This is a genomic window from Pseudomonas sp. NPDC089534 (assembly GCF_044749305.1).
GTDB classification, from domain to species: domain Bacteria; phylum Pseudomonadota; class Gammaproteobacteria; order Pseudomonadales; family Pseudomonadaceae; genus Aquipseudomonas; species Aquipseudomonas ekonensis.
Window position 1 is genome coordinate 27,832 of record NZ_JBIVHR010000026.1, and the last position, 17,110, is coordinate 44,941.

General features: G+C 65.5%; 14 protein-coding genes. 13 read left to right on the forward strand and 1 reads right to left on the reverse strand.

Features of this window, described 5'->3' with window-relative positions:
• Positions 1–50 precede the first annotated feature (50 nt).
• From edd to ACIP0B_RS10790, 11 genes are all read left to right on the forward strand, one after another.
• Positions 51–1,877, forward strand: coding sequence for a phosphogluconate dehydratase (edd, locus tag ACIP0B_RS10740; protein WP_400831776.1), 1,827 nt, complete (start codon positions 51–53; stop codon positions 1,875–1,877).
• Positions 1,874–2,824, forward strand: coding sequence for a glucokinase (locus ACIP0B_RS10745; RefSeq protein WP_400831777.1), 951 nt, complete (start codon positions 1,874–1,876; stop codon positions 2,822–2,824). Before edd ends, ACIP0B_RS10745 begins: the two co-directional genes overlap by 4 nt.
• 166 nt (positions 2,825–2,990) lie before the next feature.
• Positions 2,991–3,722 (forward strand): response regulator, encoded by a 732-nt coding sequence (locus tag ACIP0B_RS10750; protein WP_400831779.1) that lies wholly within the window; start codon positions 2,991–2,993, stop codon positions 3,720–3,722.
• Entirely contained in the window at positions 3,712–5,181 is a 1,470-nt protein-coding gene (locus ACIP0B_RS10755) for an ATP-binding protein (protein WP_085580536.1), read from the forward strand. The genes ACIP0B_RS10750 and ACIP0B_RS10755 overlap by 11 nt, the downstream gene beginning before the upstream one ends.
• Before the next feature lie 246 nt (positions 5,182–5,427).
• Complete coding sequence (locus ACIP0B_RS10760; RefSeq protein WP_400831780.1) at positions 5,428–6,687, forward strand: AGE family epimerase/isomerase; 1,260 nt, start codon at positions 5,428–5,430, stop codon at positions 6,685–6,687.
• A 118-nt stretch (positions 6,688–6,805) separates the two neighbouring features.
• Positions 6,806–8,107, forward strand: a complete 1,302-nt coding sequence (locus ACIP0B_RS10765) for an ABC transporter substrate-binding protein (RefSeq protein WP_400831782.1) — start codon at positions 6,806–6,808, stop codon at positions 8,105–8,107.
• A 96-nt stretch (positions 8,108–8,203) separates the two neighbouring features.
• Positions 8,204–9,112, forward strand: coding sequence for a carbohydrate ABC transporter permease (locus ACIP0B_RS10770; RefSeq protein ID WP_400831784.1), 909 nt, complete (start codon positions 8,204–8,206; stop codon positions 9,110–9,112).
• Positions 9,105–9,950, forward strand: coding sequence for a carbohydrate ABC transporter permease (locus tag ACIP0B_RS10775; RefSeq protein ID WP_085580544.1), 846 nt, complete (start codon positions 9,105–9,107; stop codon positions 9,948–9,950). The genes ACIP0B_RS10770 and ACIP0B_RS10775 overlap by 8 nt, the downstream gene beginning before the upstream one ends.
• A 2-nt stretch (positions 9,951–9,952) precedes the next feature.
• Entirely contained in the window at positions 9,953–11,113 is a 1,161-nt protein-coding gene (locus tag ACIP0B_RS10780; RefSeq protein WP_400831786.1) for an ABC transporter ATP-binding protein, read from the forward strand.
• A 93-nt stretch (positions 11,114–11,206) separates the two neighbouring features.
• Entirely contained in the window at positions 11,207–12,556 is a 1,350-nt protein-coding gene (locus ACIP0B_RS10785) for a carbohydrate porin (RefSeq protein WP_400831788.1), read from the forward strand.
• A 193-nt stretch (positions 12,557–12,749) separates the two neighbouring features.
• A complete protein-coding gene (locus ACIP0B_RS10790) occupies positions 12,750–13,604 on the forward strand; it encodes a D-hexose-6-phosphate mutarotase (RefSeq protein WP_400831790.1) in 855 nt (284 codons plus the stop codon).
• 241 nt (positions 13,605–13,845) lie between these two features.
• Here the strand turns inward: ACIP0B_RS10790 and ACIP0B_RS10795 are convergent, their stop codons facing one another.
• Positions 13,846–14,706: a MurR/RpiR family transcriptional regulator gene (locus ACIP0B_RS10795; protein ID WP_170929938.1), complete on the reverse strand. Its 861-nt coding sequence runs from the start codon at positions 14,704–14,706 to the stop codon at positions 13,846–13,848.
• Positions 14,707–14,932: 226 nt separating this feature from the next.
• Between ACIP0B_RS10795 and zwf the strand changes: the two genes are divergently transcribed.
• On the forward strand, positions 14,933–16,399 hold the full coding sequence (gene zwf, locus ACIP0B_RS10800; RefSeq protein WP_400831792.1) for a glucose-6-phosphate dehydrogenase: 1,467 nt from the start codon (positions 14,933–14,935) through the stop codon (positions 16,397–16,399).
• On the forward strand, positions 16,386–17,099 hold the full coding sequence (gene pgl, locus ACIP0B_RS10805) for a 6-phosphogluconolactonase (protein WP_400831794.1): 714 nt from the start codon (positions 16,386–16,388) through the stop codon (positions 17,097–17,099). The genes zwf and pgl overlap by 14 nt, the downstream gene beginning before the upstream one ends.
• Positions 17,100–17,110: the final 11 nt, after the last annotated feature.

The following is a 17,110-nucleotide window of genomic DNA, read 5'->3' on the forward strand; positions in this document are numbered from 1 at the left end:
ATCAGCATAGACAATCAGGTCGCCACATCCGTTAGCCTGGAGTTCTACACATGCATCCCCGCGTTCTTGAGGTCACCGAACGGCTTATCGCCCGCAGCCGCGCCACACGCCAGGCTTACCTTGCATTGATTCGCGGCGCAGCCTCCGACGGGCCGATGCGCGGCAAGCTGCAATGCGCCAACTTCGCCCACGGGGTGGCCGGCTGCGGCAGCCAGGACAAGCACAGCCTGCGGATGATGAACTCGGCGAACATCGCCATCGTCTCGTCTTACAACGACATGCTCTCGGCGCACCAGCCGTACGAGGTCTACCCGGAACTGATCAAGAAGGCCCTGCGCGAAATCGGCTCGGTGGGCCAGTTCGCCGGCGGCACTCCGGCCATGTGCGACGGCGTCACCCAGGGCGAACCGGGCATGGAACTGAGCCTGCCGAGCCGCGAAGTGATCGCGATGTCCACGGCGGTGGCGCTGTCGCACAACATGTTCGACGGTGCGCTGATGCTCGGCATCTGCGACAAGATCGTGCCGGGCCTGATGATGGGCTCCCTGCGCTTCGGCCACCTGCCGACGATCTTCGTGCCGGGCGGGCCGATGGTCTCGGGCATTTCCAACAAGGAAAAGGCCGACGTGCGGCAGAAGTACGCCGAAGGCAAGGCCACCCGCGAAGAGCTGCTGGAATCGGAGATGAAGTCCTACCACAGCCCCGGCACCTGCACGTTCTACGGCACCGCCAACACCAACCAGTTGCTGATGGAAGTCATGGGCCTGCACCTGCCGGGCGCGTCGTTCGTCAACCCGAACACGCCGCTGCGCGATGCGCTGACCCGCGAGGCCGCGCACCAGGTCACCCGCCTGACCAAGCAGAACGGCCACTTCCTGCCGATCGGCGAGATCGTCGACGAGAAGGCGCTGGTCAACTCCATCGTCGCGCTGCACGCCACCGGCGGCTCCACCAACCACACCCTGCACATGCCGGCCATCGCCATGGCGGCGGGCATCCAGCTGACCTGGCAGGACATGGCCGACCTCTCCGAAGTCGTGCCGACCCTGAGCCACGTCTATCCGAACGGCAAGGCCGACATCAACCACTTCCAGGCCGCCGGCGGCATGGCGTTCCTGATCCGCGAACTGCTCGACGCCGGCCTGTTGCACGAAGACGTCAACACCGTGCTCGGCCACGGCCTGCGCCGCTACACCCAGGAGCCGTTCCTCGACAACGGCGAGCTGGTGTGGCGCGACGGCCCGACCGAGAGCCTCGACGAAAACATCCTGCGCCCGGTGGCCCGCGCGTTCTCGCCGGAGGGCGGCCTGCGGGTGATGGAAGGCAACCTCGGTCGCGGCGTGATGAAGGTCTCCGCCGTGGCGCTGGAGAATCAGGTCGTCGAAGCGCCGGCCATGGTGTTCCAGGATCAGCAGGACCTGGCCGACGCGTTCAAGGCCGGTTTGCTGGAGAAGGACTTCGTCGCCGTCATGCGCTTCCAGGGCCCGCGCTCCAACGGCATGCCGGAGCTGCACAAGATGACGCCGTTCCTCGGCGTGCTGCAGGACCGCGGCTTCAAGGTGGCGCTGGTGACCGACGGGCGCATGTCCGGCGCCTCGGGGAAAATCCCGGCGGCGATCCACGTCAGCCCCGAAGCTTATGTGGGCGGCGCTTTGGCGCGGGTGCAAGAGGGCGATATCATCCGCGTCGACGGCGTCAAAGGCACCCTGGAACTCAAGGTGGACGCCGCCGAATTCGCAGCGCGCGAACCCGCCAAAGGCCTGTTGGGCAACAACATCGGCAGCGGCCGCGAGCTGTTCGGCTTCATGCGCATGGCCTTCAGCTCGGCGGAGCAGGGCGCCAGCGCCTTCACTTCTGCCCTGGAGACGCTTAATTGAAACTGGCTTTGGTCGGTGACATCGGAGGCACCAACGCACGGTTCGCGTTGTGGAAAGATCAGCAGCTCGAATCGGTGCAGGTGCTGGCCACGGCCGATCACGCCAGCCCGGAAGAGGCCATCGGCCTCTACCTGAGCCGGCTGGGCCTGGCGCCGGGCGCCATCGGATCGGTGTGCCTGTCGGTGGCCGGTCCCGTCAGCGGCGACGCGTTCAAGTTCACCAACAACCATTGGCGCCTCAGCCGCCAGGCGTTCTGCGAAGCCTTGCAGGTCGAGCGGCTGCTGCTGGTCAACGACTTCTCGGCCATGGCGCTGGGCATGACACGGCTGCAGCCCGGCGAATTCCGCGTGGTCTGCGAAGGCACGCCGGAGCCGCTGCGCCCGGCGGTGGTGATCGGCCCGGGCACGGGGCTTGGGGTCGGCACGCTGCTGGACCTGGGCGAGGGCCGGTTCGCCGCATTGCCGGGGGAGGGCGGACACGTCGACCTGCCGCTGAGCAGCCCGCGCGAGACCCAGCTCTGGCAGCACATTTACAGCGAGATCGGCCATGTCAGCGCCGAGACCGCCCTGAGCGGCGGCGGCCTGCCGCGGGTCTACCGGGCGATCTGCGCGGTGGACGGGCATGCGCCCACGCTCGACACGCCGGAAGCGATCACGGCGGCCGGCCTGGCGGGGGATCCGGTGGCGCTGGAAGTGCTGGAGCAGTTCTGCCGCTGGCTCGGCCGCGTGGCCGGCAACAACGTGCTCACCACCGGCGCCCGTGGCGGGGTCTTCATCGTCGGCGGCGTGGTGCCGCGCTTCGCCGATTTCTTCCTGGCCAGCGGTTTCGCCAAAAGCTTCGCCGACAAGGGCTGCATGAGCGATTACTTCAAGGGCATCCCGGTGTGGCTGGTGACGGCGCCGTATTCCGGCCTGACGGGCGCCGGTGTGGCGCTCGAACAGGCTTGAGGCCGAGTCGGCTTCATCGCCGGCAAGCCGGCTCCCGCAGGTTTTGTGATCAGCGCAGACCCTGGTGGGCGCTGGCTTGCCGGCGATGGGCTCAGAGCAGGTGACAAATTTTCAAGGTTCATCAGGCATAATCCGCCCCAATTCCAATAATCAGGATGCCTTCGAAGTGAGCTCAGTCAACAAGTCGATTTTGTTGGTCGATGACGACCAGGAGATACGCGAGTTGCTGCAGACCTACCTGACCCGCGCAGGGTTTCAGGTACGGGCCACGGCTGACGGCGCCGGTTTCCGCCAGGCGCTCAACGAGGCGCCGAGCGATCTGGTGATCCTGGATGTGATGCTCCCCGACGAGGACGGCTTCAGCCTGTGCCGCTGGGTGCGCCAGCATCCGCGTCGGGCCCAGGTGCCGATCATCATGCTCACCGCCAGTTCCGACGAGGCCGACCGGGTGATCGGCCTGGAGCTGGGCGCCGACGACTACCTGGGCAAACCGTTCAGCCCCCGTGAGCTGCAGGCGCGGATCAAGGCGTTGCTGCGCCGGGCGCAGTTCGCCCAGGAACGCAGCGGCAGCGAGGTGCTGAGCTTCGACGAGTGGCGGCTGGACATGGTCAGCCACCGGCTGTTCCACACCGACGGCGAGGAAGTGATCCTGTCCGGCGCCGATTTCGCGCTGCTCAAGCTGTTCCTCGACCACCCCCAGGAAATCCTCGACCGCGACACCATCGGCAACGCCACCCGCGGCCGCGAGCTGATGCCCCTCGACCGCATCGTCGACATGGCCGTCAGCCGGTTGCGCCAGCGCCTGCGCGACACGGAGAAGCCGCCGAGGCTGATCCGCACCGTGCGCGGCAGCGGGTATCAGCTGGCGGCCAATGTGGTTGCCGGCAATGGCCACTGAGTTTTTGCGCAACCTGGCCGGCAAGGTGCCGATGCCGCGTTCGCTGCTCGGGCGGATGTTGCTGCTGACGCTGTTGGCGGTGCTGTTCGCCCAGACCCTGTCCAGCGTGATCTGGGTCTCGCAGTTGCGCGCGACCCAGCTCGAAGGCCTGGTCACCAGCGCCCGCAGCCTCGCCCATTCGATGACCGCCAGCGTCAGTTACTTCCGTTCGTTGCCGGTGGCGTACCGGCCGCTGGTGCTCGACCAGTTGCGCAGCATGGGCGGCACCCGCTTCGTGGTGACCCTCAACGACAAGCCGCTGGACATGGACGTGCTGCCGGTCACGCCGCGCAAGGCCGCGGTGATCACGGCGGTGGACGAAGTGCTGCACCAGTCGCTGGGGCACGACACCGACATCCTGGTGACCTTCGTCAGCCCCGAGGACCTGCGGATCTTCAACGCCGGGCTCAAGCTCGACGAGCTGCCGCGGTCCTGGGCCCACTACGCGCTGACCCTGGAGCCGGTGAACCCGCCGGTGCTGGTCACCCAGATCCAATTGGCGCCGGGCGAATGGCTGTACATCGCCTCGCTGTTGCCCGAGCCGTACACCAGCCTCGAAGAGCAGGGCCTGCCGACGCAGCAGGTGTGGTTCATCGTCTTCACCAGCGGCTTTCTGCTGCTGTTCATCGGCCTGCTGGTGCATTGGCAGAGCCGGCCGCTCAAGCGTCTGGCGCGGGCGGCGCGGGAACTGTCGCTGGGGGCCGACGTGGAACCGGTGGCCGAGGGCGGCGGCAGTGAAGTGGTCGAAGTGGGCCGCGCGTTCAACACCATGCGCGAGCGCATCAGCCGTTACCTGACCGAGCGCAGCCAGTTGTTCAGCGCGATCTCCCATGACCTGCGCACACCGATCACCCGCCTGCGCCTGCGGGTCGAGCTGCTGGAGGACGAAGCGCTGCAGGCCAAGTTCGGCCGCGACCTGGATGAGCTGGAGATGCTGGTCAAGGGCGCGCTGCAATGCGTGAAGGACACCGACATCCACGAAAACATCGAGCCGGTGGACCTCAACCATGTGCTGGAATGCCTGGTGGAGCCGTACTTGGCGCCCAACGGCAACGGCCGCGTGACCCAGCACGGGCGGGCGCTGGCGACATACCCGGGCAAGCCGCTGGCGCTCAAGCGCTGCATCGGCAACCTGATCGACAACGCCCTCAAGTACGGGCAGAACGCGCACCTGCACATCGACGACGATGAAAGCGCCTTCGTGCTGCACGTCGACGACGAAGGGCCGGGGGTGCCGCAGCAGCGGCTGGAGCAGGTGTTCGAGCCGCACTTCCGCCTGGCCGGCCAGCAGCAGGGCTATGGGCTCGGGCTGGGAATCGCGCGCAACATCGCCCACAGCCACGGCGGCGAGGTCACGCTGCAGAACCTGCGCGAGGGCGGCCTGCGGGTGACGTTGCAGTTGCCGCGCAGCGCCGACTGACAAGCCCTGTGGCGAGGGATTGTCACCGCAGCGCCGACTGACCTAATCCTGTGGCGAGGGAGCTTGCTCCCGCTGTGGCGCGAAGCGGCACTGAAAAGACGGGCCTGCTGCGCAGTCCAGCGGGAGCAAGCTCCCTCGCCACAGGAAATGTCACCGTTCAGTGACAATCCCTGTCCCCTTCGTTACAAGCCCGCCCCGGCCCGTTGTTTAGACTGCCCGCAGTCATAACAACAAAAAAGGCCACCCATGGATCACTTCAATCCAGGCTTCAGCAGTTGGCTGAACGCCCCTGCCCACCAGCGCTGGCTCGCCGACGAAGGCCTGCGCCTGCTGGACTTCGCCAAGGCCTCAAGGCTGCCGGACGGCTTCGGCGACCTTGATGAGCGCGGCCGTCTGCCGGCCGGTGCGCAAGCCGGCACCATGAACACCGCGCGCATGACCCACAGCTTCGCCATGGCCCACATCCAGGGCCTGCCGGGCTTCGCCGAGCTGATCGACCACGGCGTCCGGGCCCTGCGCGGGCCGTTGCGCGATGCTTTGCACGGCGGCTGGTTCGCCACCGCCGAACACCGCGACGGCAACACCGGCAAGAACGCCTACCTGCACGCGTTCGTCGCGCTGGCCGCCAGTTCGGCGGTGGTCGCCCGGCGTCCCGGCGCCGAAGCGCTGCTCGATGAAGCCATCGACATCATCGACACCTGTTTCTGGAGCGAGGAGGAGGGCGCGATGCGCGAATCCTTCAGCCGCGACTGGCGCGAAGAGGAGGCCTACCGCGGCGCCAACAGCAACATGCACGCCACCGAGGCCTTCCTCGCCCTGGCCGACGTCACCGAAGACCCGCGCTGGCTGGTGCGCGCCCAGCGCATCGTCGAGCGGGTGATCCACGGCCACGCCGCCGCCAACGGCTACCTGGTGATCGAGCACTTCGACCGCGACTGGCAGCCGCTGCGCGACTACAACCGCGACAATCCCGCCGACGGCTTCCGCCCCTACGGCACCACGCCGGGCCACGGTTTCGAATGGGCGCGGCTGATGCTGCACCTGGAGGCGGCGCGGGTGCGGGCCGGCATGCTCACCCCCGGCTGGCTGGCCACCGATGCGCAGAGACTGTTCGAGGAAAACTGCCGCCACGGTTGGGAGGCGGACGGTGCGCCGGGCATCGTCTACACCCTCGATTGGGACAACAAGGCCGTCGTGCGCCATCGCCTGCACTGGACGCACGCCGAAGCCAGCGCCGCCGCCAGTGCCCTGCTCAAGCGCACCGGCGAAGAGCGGTACGAGGCCTGGTACCGGCTGTTCTGGGAATTCTGCGAATTGAACTTCATCGACCGCTGCGACGGCAGCTGGCACCACGAACTCGATCCGCAGAACCGTCCGAGCGCCGATATCTGGCCAGGCAAGCCGGATCTGTACCACGCCTGGCAGGCCGTGCTGATTCCTCGCCTGCCCCTGGCGCCGAGCATGGCCACTGCCCTGGCGCAGTGGTCCCAGAGCGTTCCTGTGTAACCATGTCGTGACATTCGCGCATCCCTTCGTTACCTGCGCAGGGATGCGCGCTGTTTAAACTCGTGTGCAGCGCAAGCTCCAGACTTGCATGCATAACAACAAGAAAGGTACCTCTCAGATGAATGCGATTTCTCGCCTCGCCACTGTCATTTCTGTTGCCTCCCTGTTCCCGCTCGCTGCGCTCCCTCTCAGTGTTTCCGCTGCCGAATCCAAAGGTTCGGTGGAAGTCGTGCATTGGTGGACGTCCGGCGGCGAAAAGGCAGCGGTCGATGTGCTCAAGGCCCAGGTCGAAAAAGACGGCTTTACCTGGAAGGATGGCGCCGTGGCCGGCGGTGGCGGCGCGACCGCCATGACCGTGCTGAAAAGCCGCGCAGTCGCCGGCAACCCGCCAGGCGTGGCCCAGATCAAGGGGCCGGACATCCAGGACTGGGCCTCCACCGGCCTGCTCGACACCGACGTGCTCAAGGACGTCGCCAAGGCTGAGAAGTGGGACGGCCTGCTCGACAAGAAAGTCTCCGACACCGTGAAGTTCGAAGGCGACTACGTGGCCGTGCCGGTGAACATCCACCGCGTCAACTGGCTGTGGATCAACCCGGAAGTCTTCAAGAAAGCCGGCATCGAAAAGGCCCCGACCACCCTCGAAGAATTCTACGCCGCCGGCGACAAGCTCAAGGCCGCCGGCTTCATCCCGCTGGCCCACGGCGGTCAGCCATGGCAGGACAGCACCGTGTTCGAGGCGGTGGTGCTCTCGGTCATGGGCGTGGACGGCTACAAGAAGGCCCTGGTGGACCTTGACGACGCAGCCCTGACCGGCCCGCAGATGGTCAAGGCCCTGACCGAGCTGAAGAAAGTCGCGACCTACATGGATCCTGACGGCAAGGGCCAGGACTGGAACCTGGAAGCCGCCAAGGTCATCAACGGCAAGGCCGGCATGCAGATCATGGGCGACTGGGCCAAGTCCGAGTGGACCGCGGCCAAGAAGGTCGCCGGCAAGGACTACGAGTGCGTGGCCTTCCCGGGCACCGACAAGGCCTTCACCTACAACATCGACTCCCTGGCCGTGTTCAAGCAGAAGGACGCGGGCACCGCGGCCGGTCAGCAGGACATCGCCAAGGTGGTGCTGGGCGAGAACTTCCAGAAGGTCTTCAGCATCAACAAGGGCTCGATCCCGGTGCGCAACGACATGCTGGCCGACATGGGCAAGTTCGGTTTCGACTCCTGCGCCCAGACCGCCGCCAAGGACTTCCTGGCGGACGCCAAGACCGGCGGCCTGCAGCCGAGCATGGCGCACAACATGGCGACCACGCTGGCGGTGCAGGGCGCGTTCTTCGATGTGGTGACCAACTACATCAACGACCCGAAAGCCGACCCGGCCGACGCGGCCAAGAAGCTGGGCACCGCCGTCAAGTCGGCCAAGTAGGGCTCTGCTTCGAGCTACAAGCCACAAGCTAAAAGTCGTGCGGTACTTGCAGCTTGTGGCTTGCCGCTGCCTTTCTCTTTCAATTGGATTTCCCCCATGAGTTCTGTCGCTGTGTTCAGCAAGGCCTCGCCATTCGATGCGCTGCAGCGCTGGCTACCCAAACTGGTGCTGGCGCCGAGCATGTTCATCGTGCTGGTGGGCTTCTACGGCTACATCCTGTGGACGTTCGTCCTGTCGTTCACCACCTCGACGTTCCTGCCGACCTACAAGTGGGCGGGGCTGGCGCAGTACGCGCGCCTGTTCGACAACGACCGCTGGTGGGTGGCGAGCAAGAACCTTGCGGTGTTCGGCGGCCTGTTCATCGGCGTCACGCTGGTGATCGGCGTGCTGCTGGCGGTGTTCCTGGATCAGCGCATCCGCCGCGAAGGGTTCATCCGCACCATTTACCTGTACCCGATGGCGCTCTCGATGATCGTCACCGGCACGGCGTGGAAATGGCTGCTCAACCCCGGCATGGGCCTGGACAAGCTGCTGCGCGACTGGGGCTGGGAAGGCTTCCGCCTGGACTGGCTGATCGACCCCGACCGCGTGGTGTATTGCCTGGTGATCGCGGCGGTGTGGCAAGCCTCGGGCTTCATCATGGCGATGTTCCTGGCGGGCCTGCGCGGCGTCGACCAGTCGATCATCCGCGCCGCCCAGATCGACGGCGCGAGCATGCCGACCATCTATTGGAAGGTGGTGTTACCGAGCCTGCGCCCGGTGTTCTTCAGTGCGGTGATGATCCTGGCCCACATCGCGATCAAGAGCTTCGACCTGGTGGCGGCTATGACCGCCGGCGGCCCGGGCTACTCCTCGGACCTTCCGGCGATGTTCATGTACTCGTTCACCTTCAGCCGCGGCCAGATGGGCATGGGCTCGGCCAGCGCCATCCTGATGCTCGGCGCGATCCTCGCGATCATCGTGCCGTACCTGTATTCCGAGCTGAGGACCAAGCGCCATGACTAACCTCGCCGACAAACCTTCCGTCAGCCTGAGCCGCATCGCGATCCACGCCGTGCTTCTGCTCGCCGTGGTGCTGTACCTGGTGCCGCTGGTGGTCATGCTGCTGACCAGCTTCAAGACCCCGGAAGACATCAGCACCGGCAACCTCCTGAGCTGGCCGGCCGTGGTCAGCGGCATCGGCTGGGTCAAGGCCTGGGGCACGGTGGACGGCTACTTCTGGAACTCGATCAAGATCACCGTTCCGGCGGTGCTGATCTCCACGGCCATCGGCGCGCTCAACGGCTATGTGCTGTCGATGTGGCGCTTCCGCGGCTCGCAACTGTTCTTCGGCCTGCTGCTGTTCGGCTGCTTCCTGCCGTTCCAGACCGTCCTGCTGCCGGCCTCGTTCACCCTCGGCAAGATGGGCCTGGCCAGCACCACCACGGGCCTGGTGTTCATCCACGTGGTCTACGGCCTGGCGTTCACCACGCTGTTCTTCCGCAACTACTACGTGACCATCCCCGATGCGCTGGTGAAGGCGGCGCGGCTGGACGGCGCCGGGTTCTTCACGATCTTCCGGCGGATCATCCTGCCGATGTCCACCCCGATCATCATGGTCTGCCTGATCTGGCAGTTCACCCAGATCTGGAACGACTTCCTGTTCGGCGTGGTGTTCTCCAGCGGCGATTCGCAGCCCATCACGGTGGCGCTGAACAACCTGGTCAACACCAGCACCGGGGTCAAGGAATACAACGTTGACATGGCAGCGGCGATGATCGCCGGGCTGCCGACCCTGCTGGTCTATGTGGTGGCAGGCAAGTATTTCGTGCGCGGGCTGACGGCCGGCGCAGTCAAGGGGTAATCATGGCTACGCTCGAACTTCGCAATGTAAACAAGACCTATGGCGCCGGCCTGCCGGACACCCTGAAGAACATCGAACTGTCGATCAAGGACGGCGAGTTCCTGATCCTCGTCGGGCCTTCGGGCTGCGGCAAGTCGACCCTGATGAACTGCATCGCCGGCCTTGAGACCATCACCGGCGGCGCGATCATGATCGGCGACCAGGACGTCAGCGGCATGAGCCCCAAGGACCGCGACATCGCCATGGTGTTCCAGTCCTACGCGCTGTACCCGACCATGAACGTGCGCGAGAACATCGAGTTCGGCCTGAAGATCCGCAAGATGAGCCAGCCGGCCATCGATGAGGAAGTGGCCCGGGTCGCCAAGCTGCTGCAGATCGAGCACCTGCTCAACCGCAAGCCGGGCCAGCTCTCCGGCGGCCAGCAGCAGCGCGTGGCGATGGGCCGGGCGTTGGCGCGGCGGCCGAAGATCTACCTGTTCGACGAGCCGCTGTCCAACCTCGACGCCAAGCTGCGGGTCGAGATGCGCACCGAAATGAAACTGATGCACCAGCGCCTCAAGACCACCACGGTCTACGTGACCCACGACCAGATCGAGGCCATGACCCTGGGCGACAAGGTGGCGGTGATGAAGGACGGGATCATCCAGCAGTTCGGCACGCCGAAGGAGATCTACAACGACCCGGCCAACCAGTTCGTGGCGAGCTTCATCGGTTCGCCGCCGATGAACTTCATCCCGCTGCGCCTGCAACGCAAGGACGGCCGGCTGGTGGCGCTGCTCGACAGCGGCCAGGCCCGCTGCGAACTGCCGCTGGGCGTGCAGGACGCCGGGCTCGAGGACCGCGAAGTGATCCTCGGCCTGCGTCCGGAGCAGATCGCCCTGGCCAACGGCGACGCCAGCGGCGCGCCGACCATCCGGGCGGAAGTGCAGGTCACCGAGCCCACCGGTCCGGACACCCTGGTGTTCGTCAACCTCAACGACACCAAGGTCTGCTGCCGTCTGGCGCCGGACGTGGCGCCGCAGGTGGGCGAGACGCTGACCCTGCAGTTCGATCCGGCCAAGGTGCTGCTGTTCGATGCGCAGACCGGGGAGCGCCTGGGTTCGGCGGGTGTCGCGAAGGCCGAAGCGCATTCGGCGAACGTCGCCCAGTTCAAGGGGCGCTGAGGAACAAATGCGGGAGCGGGCAAGCCCGTTCCCGCAGGGGTGTAAACCGCGTTGGAAAAAACAGTTAATAACAATAAAGACGAGGATGTAGGGATGAAAATGAAACACGTCAATGCCCGCTTGATCTGCCGGATGTCGGCCGCCGCCGCACTGGTGCTGGCCGGCAACGCGATGGCCGCCGATGCGTTCAGCTCCGATTCCAAGTGGATGACCGGCGACTGGGGCGGCGAGCGCACCAAGCTGATCGAGCAAGGCATCGACATCAAGATGGACTACGTCGGCGAGATGGGCGCCAACCTGCACGGCGGCTACAACGACGACAAGACCGGCCGCTACAGCGACCAGTTCGGCCTGGGCGTGGCCCTGGATCTGCAGAAGCTGTGGGGCTGGGACAACACCCAGGCCAAGATCCAGCTGACCAACCGCAACGGCGAAAACATCTCCAACGACCGCATCGGCGACCCGCGCGCCGGCACCCTGAGCTCCTCGCAGGAAGTCTACGGCCGTGGCCACATGGTGCGTCTGACCCAACTGTGGATCCAGCACCAGTTCTTCGACAACAAGCTGGACGTCAAGGCCGGTTACTTCGGCGAAGGCGAAGACTTCAACACCTTCCCGTGCGAATTCCAGAACCTGGCGTTCTGCGGCTCCCAGGTGGGCAACTGGGCGACCAACATCTGGTACAACTGGCCGGTCAGCCAGGCGGCGATCCGCGTGAAGTACAACATCAACGACGAGCTGTATGCGCAGATCGGCGCGTACAACCAGAACCCGTCGCAGCTGGAGCACGGCAACGGCTTCAAGCTCAGCGGCAGCGGCACCGCCGGCACCGTGCTGCCGGTCGAGCTGGTCTGGTCGCCGAAGGTCAACGGCCTGCCGGGCGAATACCGCGTGGGTTACTACAAGAGCACCGCCGACGCCAACGACGTGCGTGAGGACGACAACGGCCTGGACGCCGCGACCACCGGCGACGCCTACCGCGTGCACAGCAGCAAGCACGGCTACTGGTTCGTGGCCCAGCAGCAGCTCACCAGCCACAACGGCGATGCGTCCCGTGGCCTGAACATCGCGGCCAACGCCACCTTCCACGACAAGGACACCAACTTCATCGACAACTACCAGTCGCTGATGTTTGTCTACAAGGGCCCGTTCGACGCGCGTCCCAAGGATGACGTGGGCATCGGCTTCGCGCGCATCCACGTCAACGACGACGTGAAGAAGAACGCCGAGCTGCTCAACGTCGCCAACGGCGTCTCGGACTACGACAACCCGGTGTTCTCGCCGCTGCGCGAAACCGAATACAACTACGAGATCAACTACGGCTTCCACGTCACCAACTGGCTGACCGTGCGCCCGAACCTGCAATACATCACCCATCCGGGCGGTGTGGATGAAGTCGACAACGCTTTGGTCGCCGGCCTGAAAATTCAGTCGGTGTTCTGACGCGTCTGCGATAAGCTCCTCTCCATGTGCGCATATTTGCGGACGGCCAAGGCTGTCCGCTTTTTTTTGCCGGTGGCGAGGGAGCTTGCTCCCGCTGGACTGCGCAGCAGGCCCGTCTCTCGTGGCCCAGCGGGAGCAAGCTCCCTCGCCACGGATTGACAAGTATCCCCGATGATTTTCAGGACCGTGGCCCATGCATGAGCATCCGCTGCAACGCTTCTTCAGATCCCTGCGCGAACGACCGGTGTTCGCCTGGGAGCGCTATCAGATGCGCGACGTGCTGGTGATCGACCATCCGCTGTGTCAGGCGGTGTTCAGTCGCCAGGGCGCGCAGCTGCTGCACTTTCAGCCGCGCGGGCAGAAACCGTGGCTGTGGTGCGCGGCGAAGTGGCCGCATGTCGGTGCGATCCGGGGCGGGGTGCCGGTGTGCTGGCCGTGGTACGGCCGCCATCCGAGCGAGAACGCCTGGCCGTCCCACGGTTGGGCGCGGCTGCTGGACTGGAAGCTGCTCGACAGCGCCAGCGCCGAGGACGGCGTGCGCCTGCACTGGCGACTGCAGCTGTGCGACTGGCAGGTGGACCTGCACGCACACCTGGGCGAGCGCATGGAACTGCGCCTGAGCACCGAGCACCAGGACGACATGCCGTGCCAGTTGAGCCAGGCGTTGCACGCTTACTGGCGCATTGGCGACGTGAGTGAGATAGCGCTGTCTGGGCTCGAAGGGGCGCAGGGTTATGACCAGTTGAACCGTGAGGCTTGCCAGCAGGAAGGTGAGCTGCGGGTCGACGGCGGCTGTCAGCGGGTGTTCCAGCACGACGGCGAACTGCAGCTCAAGGACCACGCCTGGCAGCGCGAGCTGCGCATCGACACCGGCGAGAGCGCCGACACCGTGGTGTGGCACCCGGGTTCACGGCCGTTGCTGGGGGTGAGCTGGGACGAGGTGGCGGAGTTCGTCTGCGTGGAGGCGGCGGCGGGGGGCACCGACAGCCTGCACCTGGCGCCGGGGGAGAAGGCGCACCTGAGTCTGCAGGCCTGGGCGGCGGCCTGAGCCGAGTTTTGCGGTGCCTCTGCTGGCGCCATCGCCAGCAGGCTGGCTCCCACAGGGGGGCGTGGGGGCCTGCGGAATCTGCGGTTCTCACCGAGCCCTGTGGGAGCTTGCCTGCAAGCGATAAGGCCGGCACAGCCGACATCGAGGGTGCTGACACACGGCTGTCGCCAGCAGGCTGGCTCCTACAGTTTGATTGGGTCACGGCTCCTTGTGGGGGCGGGACAGCCGCTGAAGTTGCGGATCAGTCGAACTCGTCGCCCACCGGATAGCGGCTCGCGTTCAGGCTTTCCTTGATCTTGCGCAGGTGCGGCTGGAAATCCACCCCGCGGCGCAGCGTCATGCCGGTCGCCAGCACATCCAGCACGGTCAGCTGAATGATCCGCGAGGTCATCGGCATGTAGATGTCGGTGTCTTCCGGCAGCGGAATGTTCAGGCTCAAGGTGCTGGCCTTGGCCAGCGGCGAGTTCTCGGCGGTCAGGCCGAGCACCGAGGCGCCGTTTTCCCGGGCGATGCGCGCCACTTCCACCAGTTCGCGGGTGCGCCCGGTGTAGGAAATGATCACGAACAGCTCGCCGGTGTGCGCCACCGACGCGATCATGCGCTGCATCAGCACGTCGGCATGGGCGGAGACCGCCAGGTTGAAGCGGAAGAACTTGTGCTGCGCATCCAGCGCCACGGGGGCCGAGGCGCCGAGGCCGAAGAAGTGGATCTGCCGTGCCTGGATCAGCATGTCGACGGCGCGGCTGATCAGGTTCGGGTCGAGGGCCTGGCAGGCGCTGTCCAGCGAGGCGATGGCGCTGCCGAAGATCTTTTGCGTGTAGGCCTCGGGATTGTCGTCGGCCTCCACCGCACGGCTGACGTAAGCGGCGCCGCTGGCCAGGCTCTGGGCCAGCTGCAGCTTGAGTTCGGGGTAGCCGCTGACGCCGAACGAGCGGCAGAAGCGGTTGACGGTCGGTTCACTGACCGAGGCCGCCTGGGCGAGGGCGGCGATGCTGAAGCGGGTGGCCTGCTGTGGGTTGAGCAGGATCACTTCGGCGACTTTGCGTTCGGCCTTGTTCAGCTCTTCAAGGCGACTCTGGATCTGTTCCAGTAAATTTCGCACGCGGTCCATATGGGGTTCCTAATTCACCGGCGCCGGTAAGCGCGCGGCTATGCAAATTGGGCCTTTGATGCGGCCCGTGACGGTGGCCTATCCTACTGTCGGCTCCGACCGACCACCACTCGGAATCTGTATTTTGCGAAAATGTTGTGGTTATTACTACATTTTCCCTTGAGTGATGCCTTGAAAAAAGGTATTTGTAGCTTAACTTGATAAAAGAACAAACATCATGCCTTCGATTACGGTAGAACCGTGCACCTTCGCCTTGTTCGGCGCGCTGGGCGACCTGGCCTTGCGCAAGCTGTTCCCTGCCCTTTACCACCTGGACGGCGCCGGCCTGCTGCACGAGGACACGCGCATCATCGCGCTGGCCCGTGAAGCCGGCACCGAGCAGCAGCACCTGGCGTTCATCGCCGCCGAGCTGCGCCGCTACGTGGGCAAGGAACTGGACGAGGCGGTGGCCGAGCGCTTCCTGGCGCGCCTGAGCTACCTGCACGTCGACTTCCTCAAGGCCGAAGACTATGAGGCGCTGGCCGAGGCCGCCGGCACCGCCCAGCGCATGATCGCCTACTTCGCCACGCCGGCGGCGGTGTACGGCGCGATCTGCGAGAACCTGGCCAAGGTCGGCCTGGCGCAGAACACCCGCGTGGTGCTGGAGAAGCCGATCGGCTCGGACCTGGAGTCCTCGCGCAAGGTCAACGATGCCGTGGCGCAGTTCTTCCCGGAAAACCGCACCTACCGCATCGACCACTACCTGGGCAAAGAGACCGTCCAGAACCTGATCGCCCTGCGTTTCGCCAACAGCCTGTTCGAGACCCAGTGGAACCAGAACTACATCTCCCACGTGGAAATCACCGTGGCCGAGAAGGTCGGCATCGAGGGCCGCTGGGGCTACTTCGACAAGGCCGGCCAGTTGCGGGACATGATCCAGAACCACCTGCTGCAGCTGCTCTGCCTGATCGCCATGGACCCGCCGGCCGACCTGTCCGCCGACAGCATCCGCGACGAGAAGGTCAAGGTGCTCAAGGCCCTGGCGCCGATCAGCCCGGAAGGCCTGACCACCCAAGTGGTGCGCGGCCAGTACATCGCCGGCCACAGCGAAGGCAAGTCCGTGCCGGGCTACCTCGAAGAACCCAATTCCAACACCCAGAGCGATACCGAAACCTTCGTCGCCCTGCGTGCCGACATCCGCAACTGGCGCTGGGCCGGCGTGCCGTTCTACCTGCGCACCGGCAAGCGCATGCCGCAGAAGCTGTCGCAGATCGTCATCCACTTCAAGGAACCGTCGCACTACATCTTCGCGCCGGAGCAGCGCCTGCAGATCAGCAACAAACTGATCATCCGCCTGCAGCCGGACGAAGGCATTTCCCTGCGTGTGATGACCAAGGACCAAGGCCTGGACAAAGGCATGCAACTGCGCAGCGGGCCGCTGCAGCTGAATTTCTCCGACACCTGGCGCAGCGCGCGGATCCCCGACGCCTACGAGCGGTTGTTGCTGGAAGTGATGAACGGCAATCAGAACCTGTTTGTCCGCAAAGATGAAATCGAAGCCGCGTGGAAGTGGTGCGACCAGCTGATCGCCGGGTGGAAGAAGTCCGGCGATGCGCCCAAGCCGTATGCGGCCGGGTCGTGGGGGCCGATGAGCTCCATCGCACTGATCACGCGGGACGGGAGGTCGTGGTATGGCGATATCTGATGTGAAACTGCCGGCGGGCGTCAGCGCCCATGCCTTCAAGAGTCCGGTGCTGCTGGCCGAAGGTCTGGCGCTGAACGTGGCCAAGCAACTGGGCGATGCCATCGCCGCCCGTGGCCACGCGGTGCTGGTGGTGTCCGGCGGCCGCAGCCCGGTGGCGTTTTTCCAGCACCTGGCCAAGCAGGAGCTGGACTGGGCGAACGTGACCGTGACCCTGGCCGACGAGCGCTGGGTGCCGGTCGAGCATGCCGACAGCAATGCCGGCCTGCTCAAGCAGTACCTGCTCAAGGGCCCGGCGGCCAAGGCGCAGTTCCTGAGCCTGTACAGCGCCGCCGCCAACGTTGAACAGGCGGCCGAACAGGCCGACCGCCTGCTCGGCGAGCTGCCGGCCATCGATGTGCTGGTGCTGGGCATGGGCGACGACGGGCACACCGCCTCGCTGTTCCCGGACAGCCCGAACCTCGCCCAAGCCTTGCAGGCCGACGGCGCGCGCCGTTGCTGGCCGATGCTGGCGCCGAGCGTGCCGCGTCAGCGCCTGACCATGAGCCGCTCGCTGCTGGCTTCGGCCCGGCACAAGATTCTGTCGATTTCCGGTCAGTCCAAGCTGACCACCCTGAACGCCGCAGTGGCCGGCGACGATGTCGCCGCCATGCCGGTCCGCGCGTTTCTGCAACCCACGTTAGAGATCTACTGGTGCCCATGAGCCAAGGAACA

Coding starts and splice junctions, on each gene's coding strand:
- edd (WP_400831776.1), top strand. CDS start 51: ATGCATCCCCGCGTTCTTGAGGTCACCGAACGGCTTATCGCCCGCAGC.
- ACIP0B_RS10755 (WP_085580536.1), top strand. CDS start 3,712: ATGGCCACTGAGTTTTTGCGCAACCTGGCCGGCAAGGTGCCGATGCCG.
- ACIP0B_RS10760 (WP_400831780.1), top strand. CDS start 5,428: ATGGATCACTTCAATCCAGGCTTCAGCAGTTGGCTGAACGCCCCTGCC.
- ACIP0B_RS10765 (WP_400831782.1), top strand. CDS start 6,806: ATGAATGCGATTTCTCGCCTCGCCACTGTCATTTCTGTTGCCTCCCTG.
- ACIP0B_RS10770 (WP_400831784.1), top strand. CDS start 8,204: ATGAGTTCTGTCGCTGTGTTCAGCAAGGCCTCGCCATTCGATGCGCTG.
- ACIP0B_RS10775 (WP_085580544.1), top strand. CDS start 9,105: ATGACTAACCTCGCCGACAAACCTTCCGTCAGCCTGAGCCGCATCGCG.
- ACIP0B_RS10780 (WP_400831786.1), top strand. CDS start 9,953: ATGGCTACGCTCGAACTTCGCAATGTAAACAAGACCTATGGCGCCGGC.
- ACIP0B_RS10785 (WP_400831788.1), top strand. CDS start 11,207: ATGAAAATGAAACACGTCAATGCCCGCTTGATCTGCCGGATGTCGGCC.
- ACIP0B_RS10790 (WP_400831790.1), top strand. CDS start 12,750: ATGCATGAGCATCCGCTGCAACGCTTCTTCAGATCCCTGCGCGAACGA.
- zwf (WP_400831792.1), top strand. CDS start 14,933: ATGCCTTCGATTACGGTAGAACCGTGCACCTTCGCCTTGTTCGGCGCG.
- pgl (WP_400831794.1), top strand. CDS start 16,386: ATGGCGATATCTGATGTGAAACTGCCGGCGGGCGTCAGCGCCCATGCC.